Genomic DNA, 26,797 nt, shown 5'->3' with positions numbered 1-26,797 from the left:
CTTACTGTATTTGTCGCCACATGATTCGACGGCTGCCGCCATCGCTATTTTCATCCGCGCAGGACCTGCCGTCGCCGAGAGCCTCCCCAGCCAAGCAGGTGCCGAGCATCTTACCGCCGATCGCAGCGGCTTCGCTCTCGAACTTGGCATAAATACTCTCCAGCACCGTGCGTGAAAGGCCATCCAGTCCAACTGCGCTGACCCGATACAACGTTACCCTGGTACCCGCCGGGACCTGCACCGCCCCGGAAACACCGCCCAGGTTCTGCACCCCATAAACACCATTGGCGGCGGCGATCCAGGTCACCCCGGATGTGGCGTTGAACCCCGCGTTGGTGACCACCGAGGATTCGGCCGGCGGCCCACAGCGAATGCCTGCGGCGCACTCCGGCAATGTGTAGTGGCTGCGCTGCACGGCACTCTCGCCAATGCGCAAGACGGCCTCTGCCCCCTGGAATGACTGATTGCGTGCGGCCAGGCTTGCCGCGAGTTTTTCCTGGAGTGTGGCGTTCTGCATCGCAGCAACCCCGATCAACGACAGCAGCGACAGGAATACCAGGCTCAGCAACAGCGCCATGCCCGACTGGGCACTTGCCTTGAAAGACCTCATCAGCGCCTCCTAAGGCAAACGGTTACGCAAGCTGGCCACAACATTGAAGGTTTGATCGCGCACGCGCCGGTTGGGGTCTGCCAGGGTCAGGCTCAAACGCACACTGCGGATCCGCGCCGGGTCGCCGGGGTTGGAGCTGTAACTGGAAACCGCAGTACCGCTGGCACTGTCGGCCAGGCCGAAACTCACGGCAAAGGCCTTGACGTTGCTGACCAGGGCCGCCGTTCTGCCACCTGCCGTCAGCAGGATCTGGTCATCACGCAGGCGGTAATCCAGGCGGCGAATCGGTATGGCGAGCTCACCCGCTGCCGGGCTGTGACGCTGGCTGTAGGCCGTGGCCCGGGCGCGACAGTCCGACACCACCGTCCAGGTCGGCACGCCACCGTTGCCGCCGACGTCCGTGGTGACCAGGCTGAGTTTCTTCAAGGCGTTGTCCCATTTGATCGGTGCGTTCCGAGCGGCCCTGAAGTCCCCGCTGGCACTGGCATCGGTGATGTCTTGCAGGCAGCCGAACACACCGACCATGCGAATCTCCTGAAGCAGCTTGCTCAAGACAAAACGCGCATCTTCCTGCATGCCAGCTGACGCACTCTGCGCGCGGTAGGTGCTGTTCGCCGCCATGAAGATCTGCGTCACGCCCAGCACCAACGCCAGGCTGATGGCTAACGCCAGTAGCAGCTCGATCAGGCTGAACCCCCGGCACCTGCCGTTCATGGCGTCCCCTGCGGTTCGACCGCGACACGGCTGCTCAAGACCAGGCTGCGCTGGGCATCTGCAGTACCGGCGGCCCGCGCGTCATCCCAGGTAATGGTGATGCTGTACAGCCCCTGGGCGTGGCTGATACTGCCGCGGGCACTGGGGCCACCGAACTGGCGGATATGGTCGTTGAAATCAGCCAGGTCCTGATTGCGCGCTGAGACTTGAAGGCCCGAGGTCGGCGCAGAAAGACTGTAATCAGCCGCCACGTTCGCGCGAATCCGGTCCAGCATGTCGTAGGCAATAAAACTGGCCTGGCTGCTCATCAGCGAGCTGTCGGTGTATTTCAAGGCATTGAGCTGAACCGCCGCCGCCCCTAGCAGCCCCGCGGTCAGAATCAGCAAGGCCACCAGCACTTCAATCAGGGTCATACCGCCCTGTGCACCCGCAACCGTCATCCGCACGGTTTTTACCTCCCTGTGATCGATCCTGATCAGCCGAAAGGTTAGCGCTGGTGTCGCCTGGCTGCTCGCCGCCGGAACAAGGCGCAATACATTCGCGACTGCACCAGTGCGCCCCTACGCCGCGAAACCTTTTGCACAATGATTGGCCGCCGCCCTGTGCCGCCAACAGCTACACCTAGGGATACGTCGCAACGCCAGGGAAGGAGCCGTCATGGATCAAAAAGGCCTGGGCCTGATCGAGTTGCTGGTGGGCCTGGCCATTGCCGCCATTGCGCTGCACCTCACCGTGCCGGCGCTCAGCGGATACGCGCAGTCAGTGCGCCGGGAAAGCGCGGCCCTGAGCCTTGCCAGCGGCCTGCGCAATGCACGCAGCGAGGCCCTGCTGCGCAATCAGGCGGTGGTGGTGCATGGTTTGAACGATGACTGGAGCCAGGGCTGGCGAGTCATCCTGGACCTCAGTGGCCGCGGTCAGGAAGACAGCAGTAACCCGCTGCTGCGCCAGCACCAGACGGGCGCACCGCTGCTGATCGTCGGCAATCAGTCGGTCAGGCGATATGTAAGATTCAGCAGCCTGGGCGAGCCGTTGTTGCCCACAGGCGCTTTTCAGGCAGGGACGTTGCACATCTGCGCGAGCCGCCAGTCGATCAGTCACCATCAGGTGGTGCTGTCCAGAAGCGGCCGCGTCAGCCTGCGCCACGACAAGGCCGAGCAGGCCTTGTGCGCAGGATCAAAGCAGGGAGCGAACCCGTAGTTCTTTGGGCATGGAGAAGGTGATGTTCTCCTCGCGACCAGCCAGTTCATCGGCACCGGTGGCACCCCAGGCGTGCAGTTGCTGGATCACGCCCCGTACCAGCACTTCCGGTGCCGAAGCTCCGGCGGTGATGCCGATCCGCTCGACGCCATCGAACCAACTGCGCTGCAGGTCTTCGGCGCCGTCGATCAGGTAGGCCGGAGTAGCCATGCGCTCGGCCAGTTCACGCAGGCGGTTGGAGTTGGAGCTGTTGGGGCTGCCCACCACCAACACCACGTCGCATTCGTCGGCCAGTTGCTTGACCGCATCCTGACGGTTTTGCGTGGCGTAGCAGATGTCGTCCTTGCGTGGACCGCCAATGGCCGGGAAGCGCGTGCGCAAGGCGTCGATCACCCGACTGGTGTCATCCATCGACAAGGTGGTCTGGGTGACGAAGGCGAGCTTGTCCGGGTTATGCACCTGCAAGGCGGCAACATCTTTTTCGTCTTCGACGAGGTAGATCGCGCCACCGTTGCTGCCATCGTACTGGCCCATGGTGCCTTCGACTTCCGGGTGTCCGGCATGCCCAATCAGGATGCACTCACGCCCGTCGCGGCTATAGCGTGCCACTTCGATATGCACCTTGGTCACCAGCGGGCAGGTCGCGTCGAATACCTTCAGGCCGCGGCCGGCGGCTTCGCTGCGAACGGCCTGGGAAACCCCGTGGGCACTGAAAATCACGATGACGTCATCCGGCACCTGATCCAGCTCCTCGACGAAAATCGCCCCGCGTGCACGCAGGTCTTCAACCACGAACTTGTTATGGACCACTTCGTGGCGCACATAGATCGGCGGCCCGAAGACTTCCAGGGCGCGGTTGACGATTTCGATCGCCCGGTCCACACCGGCGCAGAAGCCACGGGGATTGGCGAGTTTGATTTGCATGCTGTGCCTCGTGTCTTGCGCGCAAGAAATAGCGAAAACATAAAAAACGTACCATGGGAGCGAGCCTGCTCGCGATGGCGGCGTGCCAGACAACATCTACGTGGATGTCAGGCACTCATCGCGAGCAGGCTCGCTCCCACAATATCAAAGCGCTTTGACGGAAAAAATTTCCACGTCAAAGGTCAAGGTCTTGCCCGCCAGCGGGTGGTTGAAGTCGATGGTCACTTGCGCGTCATCGAACTCCTTGACCACACCCGGCAGCTCAGTGTTCGCCGCATCGTTGAAGATCACCAGCAAACCCGGGGACAACTCCATGTCCTGGAACTGCGAGCGCGGGATGATCTGTACGTTCTGCGGGTTGGGCTGGCCAAACGCACGCTCTGGCTCGATGCTCAGCGTGCGCTTGTCACCCGCCTTGAAGCCGAACAAGGCGGCTTCGAAACCTGGCAGCAGGTTGCCATCGCCGACCTTGAAGGTCGCAGGGGCTTTGTCGAAAGTGCTGTCGACGGTGTCGCCGTTCTCCAGGCGCAATGCGAAATGCAAAGTGACTTCCGTGTTCTGACCGATGCGTTGCTCAGCCAATACCTGTTCAGTCATGAACGGTTTCTCCGGTTTTCTTGCTTTTGAACATATCCAGCGCAAGCATCACGGCGCCGACACTGATGGCGCTATCGGCAAAATTGAACGCTGGGAAATACCAGCGGTTCTGCCAATGCACCAGAATGAAGTCGATCACATGGCCCAGGGCGATGCGATCGTACAGGTTGCCCAACGCCCCACCCAGCACCAGCGCCAGGGCGACGGCCAGCCAGGTGTCGTTGCGGCCCAGGCGCTTGAGCCAGACCACCAGCACGCCACTGACCACGATAGCGATCAAGGCGAACAGCCAGCGCTGCCAGCCACCGCCGTCAGCCAGAAAGCTGAAAGCGGCGCCAGTGTTGTAGGCCAGGGTCCAGCTGAAGTAATCGGGGATGACCACGATCTGCTGGTACATCGTCAGCGAACCTTCGAAGTAGAACTTGCTGGCCTGGTCGATGACCAGGACCAGCAGGCTCAACCACAGCCAGCTCAACCGTCCGAAACGGCTAGCAGCATCAGGCATAGTGACGAACCTCGCCTGCGCCGCTGATGTTGTCGACGCAACGACCGCAGATTTCCGGATGCTCCGGATTCACTCCGACGTCCTCGCGGCAGTGCCAGCAACGGGCGCACTTGGCGAAGCCCGACTTGACCACCTTGAGTTTCAGGCCGCTGACTTCGGTCGCGACTGCGTCGGCCGGTGCCTGCACGAATGGGGCAATGCTCGCGGTCGAGGTGATCAGGACGAAGCGCAGTTCGTTGCTCAGCTTGGCCAGGTCGGCGCTCAGCGCCTCTTCGGCGAACAGCGTCACTTCGGCTTGCAGGTTGCCACCCACCGCCTTGGCTGCGCGCTGGATTTCCATTTCCTTGTTGACCGCCACCTTGACCGCCATGATCCGCTCCCAATAGGCGCGGTCCAGTTCGAAGCCTTCCGGCAGTTCGCTGAGGCCTTCGTACCAGGTGTTGAGCATCACCGATTCGTTACGCTCGCCCGGCAGGTACTGCCACAGCTCGTCGGCGGTGAAGGCCAGGATCGGCGCGATCCAGCGCACCAGCGCTTCGCTGATGTGGTACAGCGCGGTTTGCGCCGAACGGCGGGCCTTGCTGTTGGCGCCGGTGGTGTACTGGCGATCCTTGATGATGTCCAGGTAGAAACCGCCCAGCTCCTGCACGCAGAAGTTGTGGATCTTGGAGTAGACGTTCCAGAAGCGGTATTCACCGTAGTGCTCTTGCAACTCGCGTTGCAGCAGCAGGGTGCGGTCCACGGCCCAACGGTCCAGGGCAAGCATTTCGTCGGCCGGCAGGATGTCGGTGGCCGGGTTGAAACCGCTCAGGTTGGAAAGCAGGAAGCGCGCGGTGTTACGGATCCGCCGGTAGGCGTCCGCACTGCGTTGCAGGATCTGCTCGGAAACCGCCATTTCACCCGAATAATCGGTGGAAGCCACCCACAGACGCATGATGTCGGCGCCCAGGGTGTCGTTGACCTTTTGCGGCGCAATCACGTTGCCCAGGGACTTGGACATCTTGCGGCCGGACTCATCGACAGTGAAGCCGTGGGTCAACAGCTCGCGATACGGCGCGTGGTTGTCGATGGCGCAACCGGTCAACAGGGACGAATGGAACCAGCCACGGTGCTGGTCCGAACCTTCCAGGTACAGGTCGGCACGCGGGCCGCTTTCGTGGCCCATCGGGTGCGAACCGCGCAGGACGTGCCAGTGCGTGGTACCCGAGTCGAACCAGACGTCGAGGGTGTCGCTGATCTTGTCGTACTGTGGCGCTTCATCGCCCAGCAACTCGGCAGCGTCCATCTTGAACCAGGCTTCGATGCCTTCGACTTCGACGCGCTGGGCCACGAGCTCCATCAGCTCAACGGTACGCGGGTGCAGTTCGCCGCTTTCCTTGTTCAGGAAGAACGGGATCGGCACACCCCAGTTGCGCTGGCGGGAGATGCACCAGTCAGGACGGTTGGCGATCATCGAGTGCAGGCGCGCCTGGCCCCAGGCCGGAACGAACTTGGTCTCTTCGATGGCTTTGATTGCACGCTGGCGCAGGGTGTCGCCAGTTGCCGGCTCTTTGTCCATGCCGATGAACCACTGCGCGGTGGCGCGGTAGATCAACGGGGTCTTGTGACGCCAGCAGTGCATGTAGCTGTGTTCGATGATGGTGGTGTGCAGCAGCGCACCCACTTCAGTCAGCTTGTCGACGATGGCCGGATTGGCCTTCCAGATGAACTGGCCGCCGAAGAACTCCAGCGAAGTCGCATACACGCCGTTGCTTTGCACGGGGTTGAGGATGTCATCGTTGACCATGCCGTACTTCTTGCAGGTCACGAAGTCGTCCACGCCGTAGGCCGGGGCGGAGTGAACCACACCGGTGCCAGCGCCCAGTTCGACGTAGTCCGCCAGGTAAACCGGCGACAGGCGATCGTAGAACGGGTGACGGAAGTTGATCAGCTCCAGCTCTTTACCGGTGGTGGTCGCAATGACCGAGCCTTCCAGGCTGTAGCGGGCCAGGCACGACTCCACCAGCTCTTCGGCCAGCACCAGCAGTTGGTCGCCGACGTCGACCAGGGCGTAGTTGAATTCCGGGTGAACGTTGAGTGCCTGGTTGGCCGGGATGGTCCACGGGGTGGTGGTCCAGATCACGATCGAAGCCGGTTTGCTCAGCGAAGCCAGGCCGAAAGCGCCTGCCAGTCTGGCTTCATCGGCGATCGGGAAGGCAACGTCGATGGTCGAGGACTTCTTGTTCTCGTACTCGACTTCCGCTTCGGCCAGGGCCGAACCGCAATCGAAGCACCAGTTCACGGGCTTGAGGCCCTTGAACACGAAACCACCCTTGACGATTTCAGCCAGGGCGCGGATTTCGCCGGCCTCGTTCTTGAAATCCATGGTCTTGTACGGGTTGGCGAAGTCGCCCAGTACGCCCAGGCGAATGAACTCGGACTTCTGCCCTTCGATCTGCTCGGTGGCGTAGGCACGGCACAGTTCGCGGGTCTTGTCCGCGCCCAGGTTCTTGCCGTGGGTCACTTCGACTTTGTGCTCGATCGGCAGGCCGTGGCAGTCCCAGCCCGGAACATAAGGCGCGTCGAAGCCCGACAGGGTCTTCGAACGAATGATCATGTCCTTGAGAATCTTGTTGAGCGCGTGACCGATATGAATGGTGCCGTTGGCGTACGGAGGACCGTCGTGCAGCACGAACTTCGGACGATCCTTACCAATCTCACGCAACTTCTGGTACAGGCCAATGCTGTCCCAGCGCTGCAGAATCTGCGGTTCGCGCTGAGGCAGGCCGGCCTTCATTGGGAAGGCGGTGTCCGGAAGGTTTAGCGTGGCTTTATAGTCGGTCATTTAAGGCTCTTCATTAGCGATTGGCGCTAGGTGCGGCATAGGCACGGGCGGCGGCGACATCCGCATTGATCGCCGTCTTAAGCGCCTCCAGAGAGGCGAAACGCTGCTCATCACGCAGCTTGTGGTGGAAAACCACCGTCAAACGCCGGTCATACAGATCGCCGGCAAAATCGAGAACATGGACTTCAAGGTGGGCTTTGCCGTCACCTGCGACCGTTGGCCGGACACCGATATTGGCGACGCCTGGCCAGGTCTTGCCGTCGAGGTCGACACTCACCAGGTACACCCCGGTCAGCGGCACGCGACGGCGCTTGAGTTGTACGTTGGCCGTTGGCGTGCCCAACTGGCGCGCCAGCTTTTGCCCATGCAGGACGCGCCCGGCAATCCGGAACGGCCGCCCGAGCAAACGCTCAGCCAACTCGAAATCAGCGGCGGCCAGGGCGTTTCGCACCTGGGTGCTGCTGACCCGCAGACCGTCCAGCTCGACCGTCTGCGCCGCTTCCACGGTAAACCCCTGGACAATACCCGCCTGCTGCAGGAAATCGAAATCCCCTACCCGGTCACAGCCGAAGCGGAAATCGTCACCGACCTCCAGATGCTGGACGCCCAGGCCATCGACCAGGATGGTGTCGACGAATTCGGCGGCACTGAGCTTGCTCAGGCGCTGGTTGAACGCCAGGCACAACACCCGGTCAACGCCCGCCTCGGCCAGCAGTTGCAGCTTGTCACGCAGGCGCGCAAGACGCGCTGGCGCGGTGTCGGGTGCAAAAAACTCACGGGGCTGCGGCTCGAAAATCACCACGCAGCTGGGTACGCCCAACTCAAGCGCACGTTCACGCAGCCGACCCAGGATAGCCTGGTGACCACGGTGAACACCGTCAAAGTTGCCAATAGTGGCGACGCAGCCCCGATGCTGGGGGCGCAGATTGTGGAGGCCTCGAACCAGCTGCATAACGCGCTTCTTGCTCATAAAGTGGTCGATTATAACCACACCCGGCGGCCGACGACAGGCAACACCGTAACCCAAAGTGATCGAACCGACAAAACCGACGCCTGGCTCGCGATTATTCCAGCATTCCCGTCAGCTCAACGCCTTGCGATTGAAGTCCCGCAGACGGAAGCCCAGCAGTGCCAGCATGCCGAAATACGTGACCACCCCAGCACCGACCAGCATGCCCAGGCGCAGGAAACGCTCCAGCATATGACCGTCACTCCAGGCCGGCATGAAATGCATGATCCCCAGCAGCACCGCGGACATCACCGCCACCGCCAGCAACAGCTTGAGGGCAAACGTGCCCCAGCCCGGCTGCGGTTGATACATCTTCTGCTTGCGCAGTTGATAGAACAACAGACCGGCGTTCAGGCAAGCGCCACCGCTGATGGCCAGCGCCAGGCCCGCGTGCTTCAGCGGGCCGATCAAGGCCAGGTTGAACAGCTGGGTGACGACCAGGGTGAAAATTGCGATTTTTACCGGGGTGCGAATGTTCTGTTGCGCATAAAAGCCTGGAGCCAGCACCTTGATCACGATAATCCCCAGCAACCCGACCGAATACGCCACCAGCGCTCGCTGGGTCATCGACGCATCAAAGGCACTGAACTGACCGTACTGGAACAGTGACACCGTCAACGGCTCCGCGAGGATCCCCAGGGCCAGCGCACAGGGCAGCACCAGCACGAAGCACAGGCGCAGGCCCCAGTCGAGGATGCGCGAGTATTCGTGGCGGTCCTGGCTGGCATAGGTCTTGGCCAGTGTCGGCAGGAGAATGGTGCCCAGGGCCACACCCAGCACCCCTGATGGCAACTCCATCAGTCGATCGGCGTAGTACATCCAGGACACGGAGCCGGCCACCAGGAAGGAGGCAAAAATGGTGTTGATAATCAGCGAAATCTGACTGACCGAGACCCCGAGGATAGCCGGCAGCATTTGCTTCATCACGCGCCAGACCCCGTTATCACGCAGGTTCAGGCGTGGCAGCACCAGCATGCCGATTTTCTTCAGGTGCGGCAGTTGATAGAGCAACTGCGCCAGGCCACCGGCCAAAACCGCCCAGCCCAGCGCCATCACCGGCGGATCGAAGTAGGGGGTGAGGAACAGCGCGAAGATGATCATGCTGACGTTGAGCAGTGTCGGCACGAACGCCGGCACCGAGAACCGGTTGTAGGTATTGAGAATCGCCCCGGCCAGCGACGACAGCGAGATCAGCAATATATAAGGGAACGTGACCCGCAGCAGGCTTGCGGTCAGCTCGAACTTTTCCGGCGTATCGGTAAAGCCCGGGGCCGTGGCCCAGATCACCCAGGGCGCAAAAATCATCCCCAGGATCGTCACCAGCGCCAGCACCAGCGTCAGCAAACCCGAAACATAAGCCACGAAGGTGCGGGTCGCCTCCTCGCCCTGCTGACTTTTGTATTCCGCCAGGATCGGTACGAATGCCTGGGAAAACGCACCTTCGGCAAAGATCCGCCGCAACAGGTTGGGCAGCTTGAAAGCGATGAAGAAGGCGTCCGTGGCCATGCCGGCGCCAAATATACGGGCGACGAGGGTGTCACGCACGAACCCCAGAACCCGGGAGATCATCGTGATAGAGCTGACGGCGGCCAAGGATTTAAGCAGGTTCATGGAAGAGTTTTTTGCCTGTCGATAAACAGCAGGCGAACAATGCGCCCACTTATGCGATACTCCGCGCCGCAACAGCACAGAGCCAAAGCTCGCGAGTTTACAGGTCGTACGCCGGAATGAAATATCCCGGTGCTTTATACCTACCACTTAGCGGAACGTCTCAACCGCCCTTGACAAGACTTCAACTCATCGGCATGATTCGCGGCCTATTTTGTTTGCTATTTCCCAAAAAGTCTTTCGAGGAGCTCGACGGTGGCCAACACACCTTCCGCCAAAAAACGTGCAAAACAGGCTGAGAAGCGTCGCAGCCACAACGCCAGCCTGCGTTCCATGGTTCGTACCTACATCAAGAATGTAGTTAAAGCCATCGACGCAAAAGACGCTGAAAAAGCGCAAGCTGCTTACGTTCTGGCCGTGCCAGTTATCGACCGTATGGCCGATAAAGGCATCATCCACAAGAACAAAGCTGCTCGCCATAAGAGCCGCCTGAATGGCCACGTAAAGGCTCTGAACGTTGCCGCTGCTGCCTAAGCGACACGCTCATTAAAAAACCGACCTCAGGGTCGGTTTTTTATTGCCTGCGATTTGATCAAGCCCACACCAAAACCTGCAGGGACGGGTGCCGCCCCCACAGGACTCGAATCAAATCAATGCTGAGCCCACGGCAAGATCGGAATCGCCGTCACCGCATTCTGCGGACTGCCTTCGATCAGACGGTCGCTGTAGACCAGGTACACCAGGGTATTGCGCTTCTTATCGAGGAATCGCACCACCTGCATAGTCTTGAACACCAGGGACGTACGCTCCTTGAACACCTCATCGCCATCCTTGAGCTCGCCCCTGAAGCTGATCGGCCCGACCTGACGACAGGCGATGGACGCCTCGGCGCGATCCTCGGCCAACCCCAGGCCACCTTTCACGCCACCGGTCTTGGCGCGCGACAGGTAGCAGGTCACTCCCTCAACCTTGGGATCATCAAAGGCCTCGACCACAATGCGATCATTGGGCCCGACAAACTTGAACACGGTCGATACCTGACCAATCTCTTCGGCCGAAGCCAAAAGCGGCATCGCCAGCAACAACCCCAACAAGCCCTTTGCCATGCGCATGCGTGTTTCCTTCACTTAAACCAGAATCAGGTTATCGCGGTGAACCAGTTCCGGCTCCGCCATGTAACCCAGCAAACCGACAATCGCCTCGGACGATTGACCGATGATTTTTTGCGCCTCCAAGGCACTGTAGTTGGCCAGGCCACGGGCAATCTCGCGACCGTCCGGCGCCACGCACACCACCATTTCACCACGACGGAAACTGCCCTGGACCAGCTTGACGCCAACCGGCAGCAAACTCTTGTTGCCCTGGGACAAGGCCGAGACCGCGCCCGCATCCAGCACCAGCGTGCCGCGCGTCTGCAAGTGCCCAGCCAGCCACTGCTTGCGCGCCGCCAGCAGGCCACGCTCAGGCGACAGCAAGGTGCCGATACGCTCGCCCGCCTTCAGGCGATCCAGCACCCGCTCCAGGCGCCCACCCACGATGATCGTGTGCGCCCCGGAACGCGCGGCCAGCCGCGCAGCCCGCAACTTGGTCTGCATGCCACCACGCCCCAGCGCGCCGCCCGTACCGCCAGCCACCGCGTCCAGCGCAGGGTCATCGGCACGCGCTTCGTAAATCAACTGGGCATCGGGATTGTTCCGCGGATCAGCATCGAACATGCCGTCACGGTCCGTGAGAATCACCAACAGGTCAGCCTCGACCAGGTTGGCCACCAGCGCCGCCAGCGTATCGTTGTCGCCGAAGCGAATTTCGTCGGTGACCACCGTATCGTTCTCGTTGATCACCGGGATGACCTTGAGCTCGACCAGCGCGCGCAGAGTGCTGCGGGCATTGAGGTAACGCTTGCGATCGGACAAGTCATCGTGAGTCAGCAGGATCTGCGCAGTGTGCCGGCCATGCTCGGCAAAGCTCGACTCCCAAGCCTGCACCAGGCCCATCTGACCAATGGCCGCCGCTGCCTGCAACTCATGCATTGCACTGGGTCGTGCAGTCCAGCCCAGGCGACTCATGCCCGCCGCCACCGCGCCCGAGGACACCAGCACCAACTCGACACCCGCCTCGTGCAGCGCCACCATCTGCTCAACCCAGACGCCCATTGCCGCGCGATCCAGACCCTTGCCGTCAGCCGTCAGCAAAGCGCTGCCGATCTTCACGACCCAACGCTGCGCACCTGTCACCTTGCTCCGCATGATCTTCAACCTTAGCTTGAGGACAGCACGACCCAGCGCTGCCCATAACGTTATTCGTGACTACCGATTTCCAGATACTAAAACGCCGCTCCAGGGAGCGGCGCTTAAGTTTATCGCAACGAATCAGTCACGCACGTAAATGATTTCCGGACCATCTTCATCATCCACATCTTCTTCGTCCCAGTCATCGTCACCGATGTCATGGACCGACTTCACGCCGCTGCGGCGCAGGGCACGCTGGTCATCCAGGGCCTGCAGCTGGGCACGCGCTTCATCCTCGATGCGCTGATCAAGATCGGCCAGCTCTTCGCGGTACGCCGGATCATTGGCCAGGCGATCAGCACGATCCTCCAGGTAACGCATGATGTCGCGAGTCAGGCGCTCGGTGCCTTCTTTGGCGATGGCCGAGATGACATAGACCGGACCAGTCCATTCCAGGCGATCAACGATCTCCTTGACGCGCTCTTCGTGCTCCTCCTCAAGGATCTGGTCGCACTTGTTCAGCACCAGCCAACGATCACGCTCAGCCAGGGACGGGCTGAACTTGGTCAGTTCGCTGACGATCACTTCGGCGGCATCGGCCGCACTGGTTTCATCCAGTGGCGCCATGTCGACGAGGTGCAACAGCAGGCGGGTACGCGACAAGTGCTTGAGGAAACGAATCCCCAGGCCAGCGCCATCCGAAGCACCCTCGATCAGACCCGGAATGTCGGCAATGACGAAGCTTTTCCAGCGATCGACACTGACCACACCCAGGTTTGGCACCAGGGTGGTGAACGGGTAATCGGCAACTTTCGGCTTGGCAGCCGACACCGAACGGATAAAGGTACTCTTACCGGCGTTGGGCAAGCCCAGCAGACCGACGTCCGCCAACACCTTCATTTCCAGCTTGAGGTCACGCTGCTCGCCCGGCTTGCCCGGCGTAGTCTGGCGTGGCGCCCGGTTGGTACTGGATTTGAAACGGGTGTTACCCAGACCGTGCCAGCCACCATGCGCCACCAACAGCCGCTGACCGGCCTTGGTCAGGTCGCCAATGACTTCCTGGGTAGCCGAATCGATCACCGTGGTGCCGACCGGAACCCGCAATACCAGCTCTTCGCCCTTCTTGCCGGTGCAGTCGGTGCTGCCGCCGTTGGCGCCACGCTCGGCATCGAAGTGCCGGGTGTAACGGTAGTCCACCAGGGTGTTGAGGTTCTCATCGGCGACCATGTAGACCGAGCCGCCATCACCCCCATCACCACCGTTCGGACCACCGTTTTCGATGAATTTTTCCCGACGGAAGCTCATGCAGCCATTGCCGCCATCGCCAGCTTTTACTCGAATCGATACTTCATCAACAAACTTCATAACAAAACGCCTCTCGCCATACGGACGAGCCGAAAAAACCAAGACATAAGACTCTTGCAAAAATGAGCGCAGCGACCTCAAGCAACGACCGCAAATCCACTGCTTTCGCCCATTACAAACAGCTTTGCAAGAGACTCACCCCACAAACGAAAAAGCCCCGTCGCAAGACAGGGCTTTTCCAGCAACTACGTAATTATGCCGCGACGACTGGAGTCTTCGGGACAATGCTCACGTAACGGCGGTTGAAAGCGCCTTTTACTTCGAACTTGATCACGCCGTCGATTTTAGCGAACAGAGTGTGATCTTTGCCCATGCCAACGCCGTAGCCAGCGTGGAATTGGGTGCCGCGCTGACGCACGATGATGTTGCCCGGAATGATAACCTGGCCGCCATACATCTTCACGCCAAGGCGTTTGGCTTCTGAGTCGCGACCGTTACGGGTACTACCACCAGCTTTTTTGTGTGCCATGAGTTCAATTCTCCTAGTGAGGAATTAGGCTGAAATTAAGCCTGAATACCGGTGATTTTGATCTCGGTGTACCACTGGCGGTGGCCCATACGCTTCATGTGGTGCTTACGGCGACGGAACTTGATGATGCGGACTTTATCGTGACGACCTTGGGAGATCACTTCAGCCACAACGGTAGCGCCAGCAACAACTGGAGCGCCGATATTCACGTCGTCGCCATTGGCAACCAACAGAACGCGATCAAAAGTAACGGATTCGCCGGTAGCGATTTCCAGTTTTTCGATCTTCAGGTATTCACCTGGAGCAACTTTGTACTGCTTGCCACCAGTAACGATTACTGCATAAGACATGGTATTTCTCCGATAATCCTGCTCACCCAGCTCTTTATAAGAAGAGGTATTGGCTGGCATGGCTGCATAAGGCTGGAAGGCCGGTTTGCAATTGCGTAAGGCAGGTGCTGCCCAGGAAGTTCAGGGTGCGCGATTGTACGCAAGCCACGAGCGCGTTGCAAGGGGCCGTCCATCGCGCCTTGACACCCGCAGGCGTGGGTCCTAGCATGCCGCGCAACCCTTATGGAGCACCTGTCGCTGATGCAACCCCAAGCTTTCTACCGCGCGGTGGCGGACGATTTTAGCGCCGTCGACGGCATCATCAAGAAGCAGCTGACTTCCCGAGTGCCGCTGGTATCGAAAATCGGCGACTACATCACCTCGGCTGGCGGCAAACGCCTGCGTCCTTTATTAGTGTTGCTGTGTGGCAAGGCCCTGGGTCGCGAAGGCGACGACATGCGCCTGCTGGCGGCCACTATCGAGTTCCTGCACACCGCCACCCTGCTGCACGACGACGTGGTCGACATGTCCGGCATGCGCCGTGGTCGCTCGACTGCCAACGCCATGTGGGGCAATGCCCCGAGCGTGCTGGTCGGCGACTTCCTGTACTCGCGTTCGTTCGAGATGATGGTTGAACTGGGCTCCATGCCAGTGATGAAAATCCTCTCCCAGGCCACGCGGATCATCGCCGAGGGCGAAGTCCTGCAGCTGTCCAAGGTGCGCGACGCCAGCACCACCGAAGAAACCTACATGGAAGTCATCCGCGGCAAGACCGCGATGCTCTTCGAAGCCTCGACCCACAGCGCTGCTGCCCTGGCGGGTGCAACCCCGGAACAGAGCGAAGCCCTGCGCACCTTTGGTGATCACTTGGGCGTGGCGTTCCAACTGGTCGACGACCTGCTCGACTACCGCGGCGACGCAGAAACCCTGGGCAAGAACGTCGGCGACGACCTGGCCGAAGGCAAGCCGACCCTGCCACTGATCTACACCATGCGCGAAGGCACGCCAGAACAGGCCGCCCTGGTGCGCAAGGCGATCCAGAAAGGTGGCATCGAAGACCTGGAGAGCATCCGGGCCGCCGTGGAAGCCTCTGGTTCCCTGGAATACACCGCACAACTGGCGCGTGACTACGTAGCCCGCGCGATCCAGTGCCTGGAAACGCTGCCGGCCAGCGAGTACCGCGATGCACTGGTTGAACTGAGCGAGTTTGCGGTCGCCCGCACGCACTGACGTGCCACTCCTGCTGGAGCGAGCAAGCTCGCTCCAGCAGGAGATACCCCCCCTGCGATAAAACCCTATATAATGTGCGCTTTTTAGCCATCCTGAACTCAAGGAGCTTTAGTGAGCACGTTGCCACCCTGCCCGAAATGCAATAGCGAATACACCTACGAAGATGGCGCCCAACTGATTTGCCCGGAGTGCGCCCACGAGTGGTCCGCCACTGGCGAAGCCGAGGCGACGTCCGATGAAACCGTGAAAAAGGATTCGGTCGGCAACGTCCTGCAAGATGGCGACACCATCACCGTGATCAAGGACCTCAAGGTCAAGGGCACCTCGCTGGTGGTCAAGGTCGGCACCAAGGTCAAGAACATCCGCCTGTGCGATGGCGACCACGACATCGACTGCAAGATCGACGGCATCGGCCCGATGAAACTCAAATCCGAGTTCGTCAGAAAGGTCTGAGCCTGCTGCAAGCCATCGCGCGTCCGCGCGGGATGGCTGCTCCCTCCCCCTCGCAAGCCCTCCTCCAGCCCCAATAGCAAAACGCCAGCCGTTTTGATCCCGGGCAATCCACCCGCACAAAATCCACAGAAACCGCCAATAGGCACTTGCTATTAATTGAATAAGAATTATTCTCATCAAACCAACAGAAAGGAGATGAGCATCATGACTTACTTGATCGATGCATGGCTGGACCGTCCACACCCCTACCTCAGGATCCTGCATCGGGAAACCGGGGAAGTCTGTGCCGTATTGGAAGAAGAAGCCTTGAGCGAACTGCAGGACCAGGGAGACCTCGACCTCAACGGTCTGAACTCCAGCGAACCGGTGGTGCTCAAGGAGCTGGTGCGCAACCTGTTTCTGTTCTGCTATGCCCGAGCGTTGCGCCCGGTGAGTGATTTGCACCACAAGATCGAACTATGAGAAACAAAAAACCCTGTAGGCGCAAAGCTTGCTCGCGAAGCAATCGACTCGATTCCGAGTAGAAACCGAGGTGATGCATTCGCGAACAAGCCCGCTCCTAGAGGGTCAAGTCTTACAGAACGTCCAGCAGCTCGACGTCAAATACCAGAACGCTGTGCGGCGGGATGCTGCCAACGCCTTGAGCGCCGTAAGCCAGTTCGCTCGGCACGTACAGACGCCATTTGCTGCCTGCGTTCATCAGTTGCAGGGCTTCGGTCCAGCCAGCGATCACGCCGCCTACCGGGAATTCTGCAGGCTGACCACGATCGTAGGAGCTGTCGAACACAGTGCCGTCGATCAGGGTGCCGTGGTAATGAGTACGCACGGTGTCTTCGCGGGATGGCTTGGCGCCTTCACCGGCAGTCAGGACTTCAAATTGCAGACCGGAAGCCAGGGTGGTGATGCCGTCACGCTTGGCGTTTTCAGCCAGGAATGCCAGGCCTTCACCGGCCGCTGCTTCAGCCTTGGCGGCCGCTTCGGCTTGCATGATTTCACGGATGACCTTGAAGCTGGCCGACATGGCTTCCTGGCCAACGCGGCTTTCCTTACCGGTGAAAGCGTCGGTCAGGCCTGCCAGGATTGCGTCCAGGCTTACACCCGGTGGCGGGTTGTCACGCAGCTGGTCGCCCAGCTGACGGCCGATGCCGTAGCTGACGCGGGTTTCGTCGGTGGACAGATTTACTTCGGACATGACACTGCTCCGCTGTGCGGACGGCCCGAGACATTGCCGTGCGTACACAGCGCATCCCGGAGCGCCCGGAACCAAAAGGGCGAGCAGACTAGCACAGTTGCCCGTGCCGTGATCAGGGGGCCAGCGCCCTCAGTCCGAACGGAAGGCGATCGGCACCTTCAGGCTGTCCTCGCTACTGGCGCCCAGGCCGCACATCTCGTCGTGGACCGAGGTATGGACCAGATTGAACGGTAGCTTGGGAAAGGCGTGGAGCATTTCTCGCGCATGCTCCACCGAACGCAGGTGCATCATCCGACCCTGGGTGTCGCTCAGCGGGTAGGCCGCGCCGTGCATCCGTGCCTCAAGCAGGTAAATCCCGCCTTCCATGGAGATCAGGTTCAGCTCATCGACCTTGCCGGCAACGGCATAGGCGTTCAACTCTTGCAGGTTCATGTGCACACCCCGTGCATTGGCGAGCCAGGACCCTTACAGGGATAGGCCTCGACGCACCAAAGCACAAGCCACCAACGCTGCCGCCTGTCCGGTTACCACCTGCGGGGTTATCAGTGCTTGGTCAGTTTGTCCAGGTAGCCCATGGCGAACGCCGAAATCACGAACGTCATATGGATGATCACATACCACTTCAGGTGCTCGGGATCGACGTTCTTGGCGTCCATGAAAATACGCAGCAAGTGGATCGAGGAAATCGCCACGATCGAGGCCGCGACTTTCATCTTCAGCGACGACGAATCCATGGTGCCCAGCCAGTTGAGCTTTTCCTTGGATTCGTCGATGTCCAGCTGGGACACGAAGTTTTCGTAGCCGGAGATCATCACCATCACCAGCAGACCGCCCACCAGGGCCATGTCGATCAGCGACAGCAGGACCAGGATCAGGTCCGACTCGGCCATCGAGAAGACGTTGGGAATAACGTGGAAGACTTCCTGAAAGAACTTCAGGGCCAGGGCCAGCAGACCCAGGGACAGGCCGAAGTAGATGGGGGCCAGCAACCAGCGCGAAGCGTACATTGCGTTTTCGATAAAGCGTTCCATTGAATCTCACACCAGGGCTGGAAATGGCGGCGAGTATATCAGCCGCTCAAACCCCCATAAACCGCTGGTAAATCCATCACCTACAAGTCTGACCGAGGGTTTTCTGCTAGTGTCCAAAGCGTTCGCACCCACGTGCGTCGTACGGGAATACTGGAAAATGGATGTGCGCTTGCCCTTAACGACGATCGGCCTCTGCCTGATGGCGCTGCTTGGCGGCTGCTCGCCCGCGGACGAAAAGCCTGCGCAAAGCCTTGAAGACAAGACTGCCCAGTTCGAAAAGTCACTGGACGCCATCACCGATCCCAAGCTCAAGGACGCCGTATCCAGTCTCGGCGGCTCCCTACTGCTGCTCGAACGCGCCCAACAGAAGCTGGCGGGCAAGCCGGTCGAAACCGAGTACGGTGACGACGCCATGGCGTTGCTGCGGCACTACGCAAGCCCGCAGGCGCTGGTCGACACCTACATCAATGGCCTGTTTGTCCTGCGCAAGGATGCCAGCTCCGACTACCTGACCGACCTGCAGCCGGTGTTCCCGTTCAACTTCAACATGCCCTCGGAGTTTCCCTTCCCCCACGGCCTGGAATGGCAATCGGTCACCCTGAGCAACAAACAGGTCATCCCCTTCCAGGCCGAATGGTCGGAAACCGACCCCGGCATCCAGTTGAGCCCCTCAAGCTCCAGCCTGACGGCCCCGGATGACCTGACCCTCGCCTACCCCTTTGTCGAAGGGCTGGAGGTCGCCAAGAGCAGCCAGCCGCAGCCCCTGACCCTGCAAGGCAAGGTCGAAGTGATCGCGCCGCACCAGGTCGTGACCTTCAACCTGACAAAAAAGGACATCGGGCAAACCCGGACCGAGGCCAACGTCAGCGTCACCCTGCACAGCCTCGAGAACAACTACGCCGAAGTCACCGTCGACAACCGCGCAGTGCTGGCCCCCGAGGTCGGCGATACCCCACTCAATCCGCTGATCGTCCAGGCCCGGGACCAGACCGGGCAGTTCCTCGCACGCGCCGGCTCAATCAACGAAGACGCCGCCCAGATAGCCTTCTATCAAAAGCAGCTGGCCGAAATGCAACAACAGACCGCCTGGAGCGAGGCTCTGGAAAAGCAGCTGAATGACGAACTGCAAGCCTTCGAGCGCCAGCAAAGCCATCATTACACCAAGGTGTATTTCGATGGCCCCATCGACAGCCTGGAAGTCAACGTGCTGGATTTTTCCGCCGTCACCGTGACCCGCAAGGAACTGAATCTGCCCATCAGGCGTTTTGACCGCAACACCACCGACAAAACCATTCAAAGCCTCACCCCGCCCGTGGTGGTCTATGACGACCAGGCTGGCAACTGGCTCAAAGGCGCAAGCCTGGACGCGCAACAACTGAAAAACAGCATCCGCATCACCCAGTCGGTGGAGGACGCCAGTGCTGCGCGCATCGAGTTCGACCACCCCAGCAGCTTCAACGATGAACTCCTCGGCAGCTCATTCGACCCCGGCTCGACTCCGTTGACCTTCTTCACCCAGGATGACAATGGCCAGCGTGGCACTCCCATCGAGTTGCCAGCCGAGGCCTTCGAAATCGATCCATTGCGCGCCACCATCACCTACGACCTGACCCTGTTCCCCGAGACCCCGGCTTACGCCGTGGGCTCCATGCCGCTGTTTCTCGCCCATATCGAAAAGCACGGCATCGATGCCAGCCAGTTGCCCAAGGGCCTCGAACTCAGGGGTAACGCCCTGCTGGTGGACCAGAAGGTTTTCCCCGCGCAGGACTGGCGCTTCTTCGCCAAGGACGCGAGCGGCAACTACCTGAAGGAGATTCTGCTGGTTAGCCATGACGCCAGCACAGAGGGACCCGCAGTGCTGGACGTGCACTACTTCTATGGTCAGCCGACCCAGTTGGAAAGCTACCAGCGCACTGACCTTGAAACCATCGAGTATGGCTTTGAGGTCAAGCTCGACAAGGTGCCGAACCTCACCCCTGCCCAGTGACGTTAATGCCTTGGCGTCGTATCGAAGCCATCCAGGTTGCGGCACCGGCCACCGTTGATTTCCCGTAGCTGGGCTTGCAGGTGCAAGCACCAGATCTGCGGGTCGTCGGCCAGTTGATAACCGTGCAGGGTCAGGCTCTCAACGATGGTGTCGAGAATGGATTCAGCCACAAAAGGGCCGTGAAACGGGCCTTGGGCCTTGATGGCCGAGGGCTGTTCGCCTGCCATGCCGGCGGCAAACAGTAAGGTCCACATGCCGGTATCGCCGGCAAGCGGGCGCACACTGCATTCGATCCGGGTCACGAGGCCCAGGCATTGGCGGGTAAGGCAGAGGTTGCGCGACATGGCGGCGACCCTCGATAGATCCGGTATTCAGCCTCCACGCGAAGGCTGTCTCGATCCAGTGATAACTGTCGATATCCTAGACCTGAGCATAGAAGAAAAGTGGAATCAGCAAGTTGCCGAGGGTGATCAGGCGCCGAATGGTCGTTGCTGGTTTTTTGACGCCACCTGTTCGGCAAAAAAAAACCTGTAGAAGCTGCCGCCGGCGGCTCCTACAGGTCGTGGGTGTAGAGGTCTAGATCAAGCCGGCTTGGCTTCGGCCAACGCCTCCAGCGCCAGCTCTTTCTCCGCCTCCTTCAAGTCCTCTTCGCTGATCATTTCCGCGATCACGCGCAAACGCTCGACCACCCGTGCGTTGACGCTACCCTCAGGGAACTGGCCCTCCTCGTCCGGTTCACCGGCCGGCTCGCCGACCAGCAGGCTCAAAGCCTCGTCGGCCTGGCGCACCGCATAGACATGGAACTGCCCGGCCCGCACCGCCGCCAGGACCTTCTCATCGAGCATCAGCGTGGCCACGTTGGCCTGCGGGATGATCGCGCCCTGCTCACCGGTCAGGCCGCGAGCTTCGCAGAGCCGGAAGAAGCCTTCGATTTTCTCGTTGACCCCACCCACTGCCTGCACTTCGCCGAACTGGTTGATCGAGCCGGTGATGGCGAAGCACTGCTTGAGCGGCGTCTTCGACAAGGCCGAGATCAGCGTACAGGCCTCGCCCAGTGACGCACTGTCGCCATCGACATAACCGTAGGACTGCTCCAGGGCAATACTCGCCGAGATCGCCAACGGGAATTCCTGGGCATAACGACTGCCCAGGTAACCGGTGAGGATCATCACGCCCTTGGAGTGAATCGGTTGCCCGAGGTTGACCTCCCGCTCGATGTCGACGATGCCACTGCCGCCCGGATAGACCGTGGCGGAAATCCGCGCCGGCACGCCGAACGCCGAGTCACCGACTTCCAGCACCGTCAGCCCGTTGCACTTGCCCACGGCCGCACCGGCGGTGTCGATCAGAATGATCCCCGCCAGCATGTCATCGAGAATCCGTGCCGAGACGCGCCCGGTCCGGGTGGCCTTGGCCTTGAGCGCACGTTCGATATGCCCGGCGTCGGTCATTTCGTCGCCGGCCAGGTGCCGGATGAAGTCCGCCTCGCTGACCAGCTGGAACAGGTCGCCGATGCGCGCCGACAAGCGCCCCTGGTGCTCGGCCAACCGCGCACTGTAAGTCGCCAGGCGCGCCACCGCATCGGCGGTCAGCGGCGCCATGCCCTCTTCCGAAGTGCGGGTCTTGAGCAACTGGGCGAACTGCTCCAGGCTCTCGTCGACCATTGGAATGTCTTCGTCGAAATCCACCAGCACCCGGAACATCTCCTGGAAGTCCGGATCCAGGTCCTGCAGCGTGTAGTACAACTGGCGGGCGCCAATGATGACCACCTTGACCTGCAACGGAATGTGTTGCGGGGTCAGCGTCACCGTGGCCAGGCGGCCCATTTCCCCGAGTGGCGATTCCATTTTCAGCTTGCGCGATTGCAGGGCACGCTTGAGCGCGTCCCACACGAACGGCTCGCTGAGCATTTTTTCCGCTTCCAGGATCAGGAAGCCGCCATTGGCCCGGTGCAAGGCACCGGGTCGTAGTTGGCGATAGGTGGTGTAGAGCGCGCCTTGATCGGTGCTGTACTCGATGCGCCCGAACAGGTTCTCGTAGGTCGGGTGCGGTTCAAATACCACCGGCGCACCACCACTGAACGAATGCCCCACCACCAGGCTCGGCGCGTACTGCTCCTCCAGCAGCTTGCGGGCGACAGCGTCGGTCTTGCTGTCGTCGACCAATTGCTCGACCACGGTCTTGAGCAAGTACACCTGCATCGCCTGCAGATAACCGCACACCGCGGCATTTTCCGCGTACTTTTCCGACAGCGGCGCAAGCAATGGCTGTAAGGCCAGGGTGATGGTTTCTTCGTTCAGATGACGCATCTGGTTGCTGGATTCACGCTTCCACTGCGGCAGGCTGGCGAGCTCTTCGTTGAGTCGTTCTTCCAGTCCGGAAATGTCCTCATGGAACTGCTCGCGCACCGCTTCCGGCAGTTGGGCGAACTCAGCCTCGTCCAGCGCCTTGCCCTCACTCATCGGCGTGAAGGCAATATTGGTGCTGTCGCGGTACAGCGCGACTTCCTTCTCCAGTGCCAGACGTTCGATCACGTCCAGGGCACGGTCGTAGCGCTGATTGAACGCGCGGTCGATGGCGCTTTTCTTTTGCTGGTAGGACGGGTGCTCGAAGACCGCAGGAAAGGTCGCCAGCAAGTTGTCGATCAGGCCATTGATGTCGGTGATGAATGCACCGGCCGTACCCGATGGCAACTCCAGTGCGCGAGGCTCGCGCGGCTCGTCGAAGTTATTGACGTAGACCCAGTCCGCCGGGGTCTGCAGGCGCTTGCCTTCGGCCTTGAGGTAACGTTTGACGAACGAGAACCGGCCAGTGCCCGGCTCCCCCATGACAAACACGTTGTAACCGGGGCGTGGCATGGCCACACCGAACTGCAAGGCTTCGACCGCGCGTTCCTGGCCGAGCACACCGCGAAAAGGCTCCAGATCATTGGTGGTAGAGAAGCTGAACTGTTCAGCGGAAAACGGACGGGTCAGCGCTTCGGGCGCTAGACGCAAGCTGGCAGCAACAGGATCAGGCATCGGGCTTCCTTACATCAGGCGGGGCAGTTGAAGGCATTCTGGCGCTGCCCGCACCTGACTGGCAAGGCGCGCCTTGGGTAAAAGCATAGTCAAACGCCGAACCCAGCCCAGGTGTCGACTAAATCACTGGTTTGAGGAATATTTTGCAAAAAACCACGGAACCCACGGAACCTGCCTAAACTCCAAACTGCGCGGCTGGACTAATAACCGGCCCACTGATGCCAGTTTGGCCTCAGAACTCCTGTCCATTGGTACGCACATAAAAGAGAACAAAGCTATGAAACGGATTCTTCTTGGTACTCTCTTCACCGCTGTATCCCTCAACGCCATGGCGCAGGCGCCAGGCGGTCCGGATTGCGGTTGGGGCAACATGCTGTTCGAAGGTCAGCGTGGCACCCCGGCTCACTTCCTGGCTTCCACCACCAACGGCACCTCGGGCAACGCTACGTTCGGCATGACCTCCGGCACCAACGGCTGCGCGACCAACGCTGCGCTGACCTATGGTGGCAAGTCCTGGTTCGCCATGAACGGCATGATGAACGAACTGTCCGAAGACATGGCCAAGGGTCAGGGCGAAGCACTGACCACCTACGCTGTGGTCCTGGGCGTCGCACCGGAAGACCGTGCGCACTTCGCCGCCGTTACCCACGAGCATTTCCAGCAGATCTTCAGCAAGGCTGACGTGACCGCTGAAGATGTGCATACCAATACCCTGGCCGTACTCAAGGGTGATACTCGCCTGGCCAAATACGCCACCCCAGCTTAAGCTCGACCACACCCGCCCTCTTCACGGGGCGGGTTTTGTTTTTTTGACCTGACTGCATTTGGTCTTTATTTTTTCGACTTAAGTTGCCCACCATGCTCAAACGCCTTGCCTGTCTGGCGCTGTTTGTCTGCGCCCCGCTGTCCGCCGCGCCTCATCTTGACAACCAACGCCTGCAGCAACTGGCCAACGACCCGTTCTGGATTTCCCTGGGGCACTACGAAACCGCCAAGCTCGGCGGCTGGCGCAGCTACATCAGCGACCACAAATTCTTCCTTGCCAGCGACGGCGCCGAACACCCGGATGCCGAACTGGCCGCCACCGTGCAGGCGCTGTACGCCCCGGCCAGCCTCGGCCAGCAACATGCACAATGCGTTTACCCGGCACGTACCCGCTGGCTGCAGGCCCAACTGCAGCTCAACGACCTGCCCGCGGTGGACTGCAGCGAATTCAAGCAATGGTTCAAGGATGTCTCGCCCCACAGTGCGGTGATGATTTTCCCGGCGGCCTACCTCAACAGCCCGTCTTCGATGTTTGGCCACACCCTGCTGCGGATCGACCAGGCCGGCGTGCAAAGCGACAATACCGCCCTGCTCAGCTATGCGATCAACTTCGGTGCCTATATCGAAGGCTCGGACAACAGCATCCTGTATGCCTGGAAGGGCTTGATGGGCGGCTACCCGGGTTTGTTCGCCCTGGTCCCCTACCAGGAAAAACTCTCGGAATACCGCAGCCTGGAAAACCGCGACCTGTGGGAGTACCGGCTGAACCTGACCCAGCTCGAAACCGAGCGCATGGTCGAGCACGTCTGGGAACTGAAACAGATCCAGTTCGACTATTTCTTCTTCGATGAAAACTGCTCTTATCGCCTGCTGGAGCTGCTGCAGGTGGCGCGACCGGGGCTCAAGCTGACCGAACAATTCCCCCTGACGGCCATTCCCACCGATACCGTCAAGGCGGTGAAAGACGCCGGGCTGGTGGAAAAAATCGACTACCGGCCGTCCCGCGAGCGCGAGCTGCTTAGCCGCGCCGAGCCGCTGTCCGACGACGAGCAACAGTGGGTACTGAAGGTCAGCGCCGACCCGCAACAGTTGCAGACACCCGCCTGCAAGGCGCTGCCACGGGACCGCCAGGCACTGATCATCGATGCCGCCTACCGCCTGGAGCGCTACCGCGCCAATGGCCAGGAACGCGATCCGGCGCGGGCACAACGCAGTTTCGAATTGCTGCGGGCAATCAACCAGAATCCGCCACCCGAGCTGGACATCGAGCGCCCGGGGCTACCGGAAGACGGCCACCAATCACGCACCTGGCAGGCGGGCATCGGCACCCGCGGCGACCAGGCGTTCGGTGAATACGGTCTGCGCATGGCCTACCACGACCTCAATGACAACGCCGAGAGCTTCCCACTGGGCGCACAGATCGAAATCCTGCAGATGAAGCTGCGTCAGTACGAAGGCAATCAGTGGCAGCTGCAACAGCTGGACCTGGCCACCATCCGCTCCCTGACCCCACGCAACGAACTGCTGCAACCCTGGTCCTGGCAAGTTACCGGCGGCCTGGAACGGGTGCCGGGCAAGCACGATGACGAGACCCTGGTCAGCCATGTCAACGGCGGGGCCGGCGGTACCTGGCAGTTGGGTGAGGATGTGCTGGGGTTTGCCCTCGGCACGGTGCGGGTCGAACACAACAATGACTTCGCCGAGTTCATCTCGCCGGCGGCCGGCTTCAACAGTGGCCTGCTGTGGCGCAACCCGCTGGGCAACCTGAGCCTGGAAACCCGCGGCGACTTCTTCACCAACGGCGAGGTGCGCCGTAGCCTGAGCCTGAACCAGCAGTGGGAACTGTCGCGCAACCTCGGCCTGCGCCTGAGCGCCCAGCGCGAATTCAGCCACCTTGCCTCGGCGGAGAATGAGGTGATGCTGGAGTTGAAGTGGTATCACTATTGAGCGATCTTCAGGGGCATGCCTTCACGGGCAAGCCCCCAACAAACAGGAACTGAAAAAACATGGACGTCCACTGCCACACCCTCGAAGAAGTGCGCACCCAGATCGATCGCCTGGACCGGCAGATCGTCACGCTGCTGGCCGAACGGGGCGCCTATGTGGCGCAGGCGGCCCGCTTCAAGAAAGACGTTGATGCGGTCAAGGCGCCGCAACGGGTGGAACAGGTCATCGCCAAGGTGCGCGCTTTATCCGAACAAGTCGGCGCCCACCCCGGGGTGACCGAACAGGTGTACCGGGCCATGATCGCCGCGTTCATCGACCAGGAACTGACCGAGCACCGTCGCTTGGCGGGCGGTCCAACGGAATAATCACAGGCTTTTCACAGATCCCTGACTGCGCCGGATACAGACTCTGCCGATCTACCGTTAAACACGGGCGCGGGAGTCTGGAATGTGGCGTGGTGCAGTGGTGCTTGGGTTGCTGTGGATGGTCGCGGGCTGTCAGTCGACTCACCAGGAGTTGCTCGCCAGAGGTTATCCGCCAGCCTACGCCGATGGCTTCGATGACGGTTGCAGCAGCGGTCGGCAGGCAGCCGGGGCGATCAGCGGGGAGTTTCGCAAAGATGTGCCGCGCTACCTAAAACAGCCACCCTACGCCGAAGGCTGGAGTGATGGCTTTCGCCAATGCCAGGCCATGCGCGAAAGCCAGGAGCGTGACAGCCACCAGAACGAACGGGATCGGGCCTGGCAGCAAGTGAAAGATCGCGACACGGCGCGGGCTTATCGCTCGCCGTAGG

Annotated in this window: 28 protein-coding genes and 1 pseudogene; 10 read left to right on the top strand and 19 right to left on the bottom strand. The window is 60.6% G+C overall.

Annotated elements, in window-relative coordinates; all coding sequences use genetic code 11:
• Nucleotides 1–139: 139 nt before the first annotated feature.
• The 3 genes and pseudogenes from Q1W70_RS14150 to pilV form a co-directional block, all read right to left on the bottom strand.
• Nucleotides 140–610, bottom strand: a pseudogene (locus tag Q1W70_RS14150) (pilus assembly PilX family protein); the annotation flags it as partial.
• A 9-nt stretch (nt 611–619) separates the two neighbouring features.
• Nucleotides 620–1,324, bottom strand: a complete 705-nt coding sequence (locus Q1W70_RS14145; RefSeq protein ID WP_265536802.1) for a prepilin-type N-terminal cleavage/methylation domain-containing protein — start codon at nt 1,322–1,324, stop codon at nt 620–622.
• Nucleotides 1,321–1,764: a type IV pilus modification protein PilV gene (gene pilV / locus Q1W70_RS14140; protein ID WP_265538333.1), complete on the bottom strand. Its 444-nt coding sequence runs from the start codon at nt 1,762–1,764 to the stop codon at nt 1,321–1,323. Before pilV ends, Q1W70_RS14145 begins: the two co-directional genes overlap by 4 nt.
• A 217-nt stretch (nt 1,765–1,981) precedes the next feature.
• Between pilV and Q1W70_RS14135 the strand changes: the two genes are divergently transcribed.
• Nucleotides 1,982–2,521 (top strand): GspH/FimT family pseudopilin, encoded by a 540-nt coding sequence (locus Q1W70_RS14135; protein ID WP_166591496.1) that lies wholly within the window; start codon nt 1,982–1,984, stop codon nt 2,519–2,521.
• Here the strand turns inward: Q1W70_RS14135 and ispH are convergent.
• The 6 genes from ispH to murJ all read right to left on the bottom strand — a co-directional run bounded on the left by ispH (nt 2,498) and on the right by murJ (nt 9,991).
• The gene (ispH, locus tag Q1W70_RS14130) at nt 2,498–3,445 is read right to left on the bottom strand and encodes a 4-hydroxy-3-methylbut-2-enyl diphosphate reductase (protein WP_166591497.1); all 948 of its coding nucleotides are present in this window, start codon (nt 3,443–3,445) and stop codon (nt 2,498–2,500) included. The genes Q1W70_RS14135 and ispH overlap by 24 nt on opposite strands.
• A 144-nt stretch (nt 3,446–3,589) precedes the next feature.
• Complete coding sequence (gene fkpB, locus Q1W70_RS14125; RefSeq protein WP_178117410.1) at nt 3,590–4,027, bottom strand: FKBP-type peptidyl-prolyl cis-trans isomerase; 438 nt, start codon at nt 4,025–4,027, stop codon at nt 3,590–3,592.
• A 7-nt stretch (nt 4,028–4,034) separates the two neighbouring features.
• Nucleotides 4,035–4,547 carry a signal peptidase II gene (lspA, locus tag Q1W70_RS14120; RefSeq protein WP_095166502.1) on the bottom strand — a complete coding sequence of 171 codons (513 nt, stop codon included), beginning with the start codon at nt 4,545–4,547 and terminating at the stop codon, nt 4,035–4,037.
• Nucleotides 4,540–7,371 (bottom strand): isoleucine--tRNA ligase, encoded by a 2,832-nt coding sequence (gene ileS / locus Q1W70_RS14115; RefSeq protein ID WP_182342398.1) that lies wholly within the window; start codon nt 7,369–7,371, stop codon nt 4,540–4,542. The genes lspA and ileS overlap by 8 nt, the downstream gene beginning before the upstream one ends.
• Before the next feature lie 13 nt (nt 7,372–7,384).
• Entirely contained in the window at nt 7,385–8,323 is a 939-nt protein-coding gene (gene ribF / locus Q1W70_RS14110) for a bifunctional riboflavin kinase/FAD synthetase (RefSeq protein WP_166591500.1), read from the bottom strand.
• 129 nt (nt 8,324–8,452) lie between these two features.
• A complete protein-coding gene (gene murJ, locus Q1W70_RS14105; protein WP_166591501.1) occupies nt 8,453–9,991 on the bottom strand; it encodes a murein biosynthesis integral membrane protein MurJ in 1,539 nt (512 codons plus the stop codon).
• A gap of 252 nt (nt 9,992–10,243) precedes the next feature.
• Between murJ and rpsT the strand changes: the two genes are divergently transcribed.
• Nucleotides 10,244–10,522 (top strand): 30S ribosomal protein S20, encoded by a 279-nt coding sequence (gene rpsT, locus Q1W70_RS14100; RefSeq protein ID WP_003185593.1) that lies wholly within the window; start codon nt 10,244–10,246, stop codon nt 10,520–10,522.
• A 116-nt stretch (nt 10,523–10,638) separates the two neighbouring features.
• Here the strand turns inward: rpsT and Q1W70_RS14095 are convergent, their stop codons facing one another.
• The 5 genes from Q1W70_RS14095 to rplU all read right to left on the bottom strand — a co-directional run bounded on the left by Q1W70_RS14095 (nt 10,639) and on the right by rplU (nt 14,400).
• A complete protein-coding gene (locus Q1W70_RS14095) occupies nt 10,639–11,100 on the bottom strand; it encodes a CreA family protein (RefSeq protein WP_166591502.1) in 462 nt (153 codons plus the stop codon).
• Between the two features lie 15 nt (nt 11,101–11,115).
• Nucleotides 11,116–12,234, bottom strand: a complete 1,119-nt coding sequence (proB, locus tag Q1W70_RS14090) for a glutamate 5-kinase (RefSeq protein ID WP_166591503.1) — start codon at nt 12,232–12,234, stop codon at nt 11,116–11,118.
• A 123-nt stretch (nt 12,235–12,357) separates the two neighbouring features.
• The gene (gene cgtA, locus Q1W70_RS14085; protein ID WP_166591504.1) at nt 12,358–13,581 is read right to left on the bottom strand and encodes an Obg family GTPase CgtA; all 1,224 of its coding nucleotides are present in this window, start codon (nt 13,579–13,581) and stop codon (nt 12,358–12,360) included.
• A gap of 193 nt (nt 13,582–13,774) precedes the next feature.
• Nucleotides 13,775–14,050 carry a 50S ribosomal protein L27 gene (gene rpmA / locus Q1W70_RS14080; RefSeq protein WP_093419745.1) on the bottom strand — a complete coding sequence of 92 codons (276 nt, stop codon included), beginning with the start codon at nt 14,048–14,050 and terminating at the stop codon, nt 13,775–13,777.
• A 35-nt stretch (nt 14,051–14,085) separates the two neighbouring features.
• On the bottom strand, nt 14,086–14,400 hold the full coding sequence (gene rplU / locus Q1W70_RS14075) for a 50S ribosomal protein L21 (protein ID WP_003176051.1): 315 nt from the start codon (nt 14,398–14,400) through the stop codon (nt 14,086–14,088).
• 240 nt (nt 14,401–14,640) lie between these two features.
• Between rplU and Q1W70_RS14070 the strand changes: the two genes are divergently transcribed.
• From Q1W70_RS14070 to Q1W70_RS14060, 3 genes are all read left to right on the top strand, one after another.
• Nucleotides 14,641–15,609, top strand: coding sequence for a polyprenyl synthetase family protein (locus tag Q1W70_RS14070; protein ID WP_166591505.1), 969 nt, complete (start codon nt 14,641–14,643; stop codon nt 15,607–15,609).
• A gap of 111 nt (nt 15,610–15,720) precedes the next feature.
• Nucleotides 15,721–16,062, top strand: a complete 342-nt coding sequence (locus Q1W70_RS14065; protein ID WP_166591506.1) for a zinc ribbon domain-containing protein YjdM — start codon at nt 15,721–15,723, stop codon at nt 16,060–16,062.
• A 204-nt stretch (nt 16,063–16,266) separates the two neighbouring features.
• Nucleotides 16,267–16,524 (top strand): PA4570 family protein, encoded by a 258-nt coding sequence (locus tag Q1W70_RS14060; protein WP_166591507.1) that lies wholly within the window; start codon nt 16,267–16,269, stop codon nt 16,522–16,524.
• A gap of 112 nt (nt 16,525–16,636) precedes the next feature.
• Here Q1W70_RS14060 and bamJ read toward each other — a convergent pair whose 3' ends face one another.
• The 3 genes from bamJ to Q1W70_RS14045 form a co-directional block, all read right to left on the bottom strand.
• Nucleotides 16,637–17,254 carry a BamJ family beta-barrel-assembly machinery protein gene (gene bamJ, locus Q1W70_RS14055; protein WP_166591508.1) on the bottom strand — a complete coding sequence of 206 codons (618 nt, stop codon included), beginning with the start codon at nt 17,252–17,254 and terminating at the stop codon, nt 16,637–16,639.
• Nucleotides 17,255–17,383: 129 nt separating this feature from the next.
• On the bottom strand, nt 17,384–17,686 hold the full coding sequence (locus Q1W70_RS14050) for a DUF6482 family protein (protein ID WP_166591509.1): 303 nt from the start codon (nt 17,684–17,686) through the stop codon (nt 17,384–17,386).
• Between the two features lie 110 nt (nt 17,687–17,796).
• Nucleotides 17,797–18,285 carry a TIGR00645 family protein gene (locus tag Q1W70_RS14045; protein WP_020296439.1) on the bottom strand — a complete coding sequence of 163 codons (489 nt, stop codon included), beginning with the start codon at nt 18,283–18,285 and terminating at the stop codon, nt 17,797–17,799.
• 157 nt (nt 18,286–18,442) lie between these two features.
• On the opposite strand from Q1W70_RS14045, the gene Q1W70_RS14040 reads away from it, so the two are divergent.
• Nucleotides 18,443–20,272, top strand: coding sequence for a hypothetical protein (locus Q1W70_RS14040; RefSeq protein WP_166591510.1), 1,830 nt, complete (start codon nt 18,443–18,445; stop codon nt 20,270–20,272).
• A gap of 2 nt (nt 20,273–20,274) precedes the next feature.
• On the opposite strand, the gene Q1W70_RS14035 is transcribed toward Q1W70_RS14040, so the two are convergent.
• Both Q1W70_RS14035 and Q1W70_RS14030 read right to left on the bottom strand, forming a co-directional pair.
• Nucleotides 20,275–20,616: a PA4575 family protein gene (locus Q1W70_RS14035; protein ID WP_166591511.1), complete on the bottom strand. Its 342-nt coding sequence runs from the start codon at nt 20,614–20,616 to the stop codon at nt 20,275–20,277.
• Between the two features lie 237 nt (nt 20,617–20,853).
• Nucleotides 20,854–23,292, bottom strand: a complete 2,439-nt coding sequence (locus tag Q1W70_RS14030) for a Lon protease family protein (protein WP_166591512.1) — start codon at nt 23,290–23,292, stop codon at nt 20,854–20,856.
• 277 nt (nt 23,293–23,569) lie between these two features.
• Here Q1W70_RS14030 and Q1W70_RS14025 point away from each other — a divergent pair, with 277 nt between their 5' ends.
• The 4 genes from Q1W70_RS14025 (at nt 23,570) to Q1W70_RS14010 (ending at nt 26,796) form a co-directional block, all read left to right on the top strand.
• A complete protein-coding gene (locus tag Q1W70_RS14025; RefSeq protein WP_166591513.1) occupies nt 23,570–24,058 on the top strand; it encodes a DUF3015 domain-containing protein in 489 nt (162 codons plus the stop codon).
• Nucleotides 24,059–24,150: 92 nt separating this feature from the next.
• Nucleotides 24,151–26,004 (top strand): Lnb N-terminal periplasmic domain-containing protein, encoded by a 1,854-nt coding sequence (locus Q1W70_RS14020; RefSeq protein ID WP_166591514.1) that lies wholly within the window; start codon nt 24,151–24,153, stop codon nt 26,002–26,004.
• Nucleotides 26,005–26,063: 59 nt separating this feature from the next.
• The gene (locus Q1W70_RS14015) at nt 26,064–26,369 is read left to right on the top strand and encodes a chorismate mutase (RefSeq protein WP_166591515.1); all 306 of its coding nucleotides are present in this window, start codon (nt 26,064–26,066) and stop codon (nt 26,367–26,369) included.
• Between the two features lie 82 nt (nt 26,370–26,451).
• Nucleotides 26,452–26,796 (top strand): hypothetical protein, encoded by a 345-nt coding sequence (locus Q1W70_RS14010; protein ID WP_166591516.1) that lies wholly within the window; start codon nt 26,452–26,454, stop codon nt 26,794–26,796.
• Nucleotide 26,797 lies beyond the last annotated feature (1 nt).

The organism is Pseudomonas kielensis (genome assembly GCF_030505375.1).
GTDB lineage: Bacteria > Pseudomonadota > Gammaproteobacteria > Pseudomonadales > Pseudomonadaceae > Aquipseudomonas > Aquipseudomonas kielensis.
The sequence above is the reverse complement of the archived record's forward strand: the minus strand, read 5'-3'. Positions and strand labels throughout refer to the sequence as shown.

Excerpts from the sequence above, each read along its gene's own strand:
- ileS (WP_182342398.1), bottom strand. The coding sequence starts at position 7,371 with ATGACCGACTATAAAGCCACGCTAAACCTTCCGGACACCGCCTTCCCA.
- Q1W70_RS14060 (WP_166591507.1), top strand. The coding sequence starts at position 16,267 with ATGACTTACTTGATCGATGCATGGCTGGACCGTCCACACCCCTACCTC.
- Q1W70_RS14015 (WP_166591515.1), top strand. The coding sequence starts at position 26,064 with ATGGACGTCCACTGCCACACCCTCGAAGAAGTGCGCACCCAGATCGAT.
- Q1W70_RS14030 (WP_166591512.1), bottom strand. The coding sequence starts at position 23,292 with ATGCCTGATCCTGTTGCTGCCAGCTTGCGTCTAGCGCCCGAAGCGCTG.
- pilV (WP_265538333.1), bottom strand. The coding sequence starts at position 1,764 with ATGACGGTTGCGGGTGCACAGGGCGGTATGACCCTGATTGAAGTGCTG.
- rpmA (WP_093419745.1), bottom strand. The coding sequence starts at position 14,050 with ATGGCACACAAAAAAGCTGGTGGTAGTACCCGTAACGGTCGCGACTCA.
- Q1W70_RS14070 (WP_166591505.1), top strand. The coding sequence starts at position 14,641 with ATGCAACCCCAAGCTTTCTACCGCGCGGTGGCGGACGATTTTAGCGCC.
- Q1W70_RS14050 (WP_166591509.1), bottom strand. The coding sequence starts at position 17,686 with ATGAACCTGCAAGAGTTGAACGCCTATGCCGTTGCCGGCAAGGTCGAT.
- Q1W70_RS14010 (WP_166591516.1), top strand. The coding sequence starts at position 26,452 with ATGTGGCGTGGTGCAGTGGTGCTTGGGTTGCTGTGGATGGTCGCGGGC.
- lspA (WP_095166502.1), bottom strand. The coding sequence starts at position 4,547 with ATGCCTGATGCTGCTAGCCGTTTCGGACGGTTGAGCTGGCTGTGGTTG.
- rplU (WP_003176051.1), bottom strand. The coding sequence starts at position 14,400 with ATGTCTTATGCAGTAATCGTTACTGGTGGCAAGCAGTACAAAGTTGCT.
- bamJ (WP_166591508.1), bottom strand. The coding sequence starts at position 17,254 with ATGTCCGAAGTAAATCTGTCCACCGACGAAACCCGCGTCAGCTACGGC.
- Q1W70_RS14040 (WP_166591510.1), top strand. The coding sequence starts at position 18,443 with ATGGATGTGCGCTTGCCCTTAACGACGATCGGCCTCTGCCTGATGGCG.
- ispH (WP_166591497.1), bottom strand. The coding sequence starts at position 3,445 with ATGCAAATCAAACTCGCCAATCCCCGTGGCTTCTGCGCCGGTGTGGAC.
- Q1W70_RS14035 (WP_166591511.1), bottom strand. The coding sequence starts at position 20,616 with ATGTCGCGCAACCTCTGCCTTACCCGCCAATGCCTGGGCCTCGTGACC.
- Q1W70_RS14095 (WP_166591502.1), bottom strand. The coding sequence starts at position 11,100 with ATGCGCATGGCAAAGGGCTTGTTGGGGTTGTTGCTGGCGATGCCGCTT.
- cgtA (WP_166591504.1), bottom strand. The coding sequence starts at position 13,581 with ATGAAGTTTGTTGATGAAGTATCGATTCGAGTAAAAGCTGGCGATGGC.
- ribF (WP_166591500.1), bottom strand. The coding sequence starts at position 8,323 with ATGCAGCTGGTTCGAGGCCTCCACAATCTGCGCCCCCAGCATCGGGGC.
- Q1W70_RS14025 (WP_166591513.1), top strand. The coding sequence starts at position 23,570 with ATGAAACGGATTCTTCTTGGTACTCTCTTCACCGCTGTATCCCTCAAC.
- proB (WP_166591503.1), bottom strand. The coding sequence starts at position 12,234 with ATGCGGAGCAAGGTGACAGGTGCGCAGCGTTGGGTCGTGAAGATCGGC.
- Q1W70_RS14145 (WP_265536802.1), bottom strand. The coding sequence starts at position 1,324 with ATGAACGGCAGGTGCCGGGGGTTCAGCCTGATCGAGCTGCTACTGGCG.
- Q1W70_RS14135 (WP_166591496.1), top strand. The coding sequence starts at position 1,982 with ATGGATCAAAAAGGCCTGGGCCTGATCGAGTTGCTGGTGGGCCTGGCC.
- murJ (WP_166591501.1), bottom strand. The coding sequence starts at position 9,991 with ATGAACCTGCTTAAATCCTTGGCCGCCGTCAGCTCTATCACGATGATC.
- Q1W70_RS14020 (WP_166591514.1), top strand. The coding sequence starts at position 24,151 with ATGCTCAAACGCCTTGCCTGTCTGGCGCTGTTTGTCTGCGCCCCGCTG.
- Q1W70_RS14045 (WP_020296439.1), bottom strand. The coding sequence starts at position 18,285 with ATGGAACGCTTTATCGAAAACGCAATGTACGCTTCGCGCTGGTTGCTG.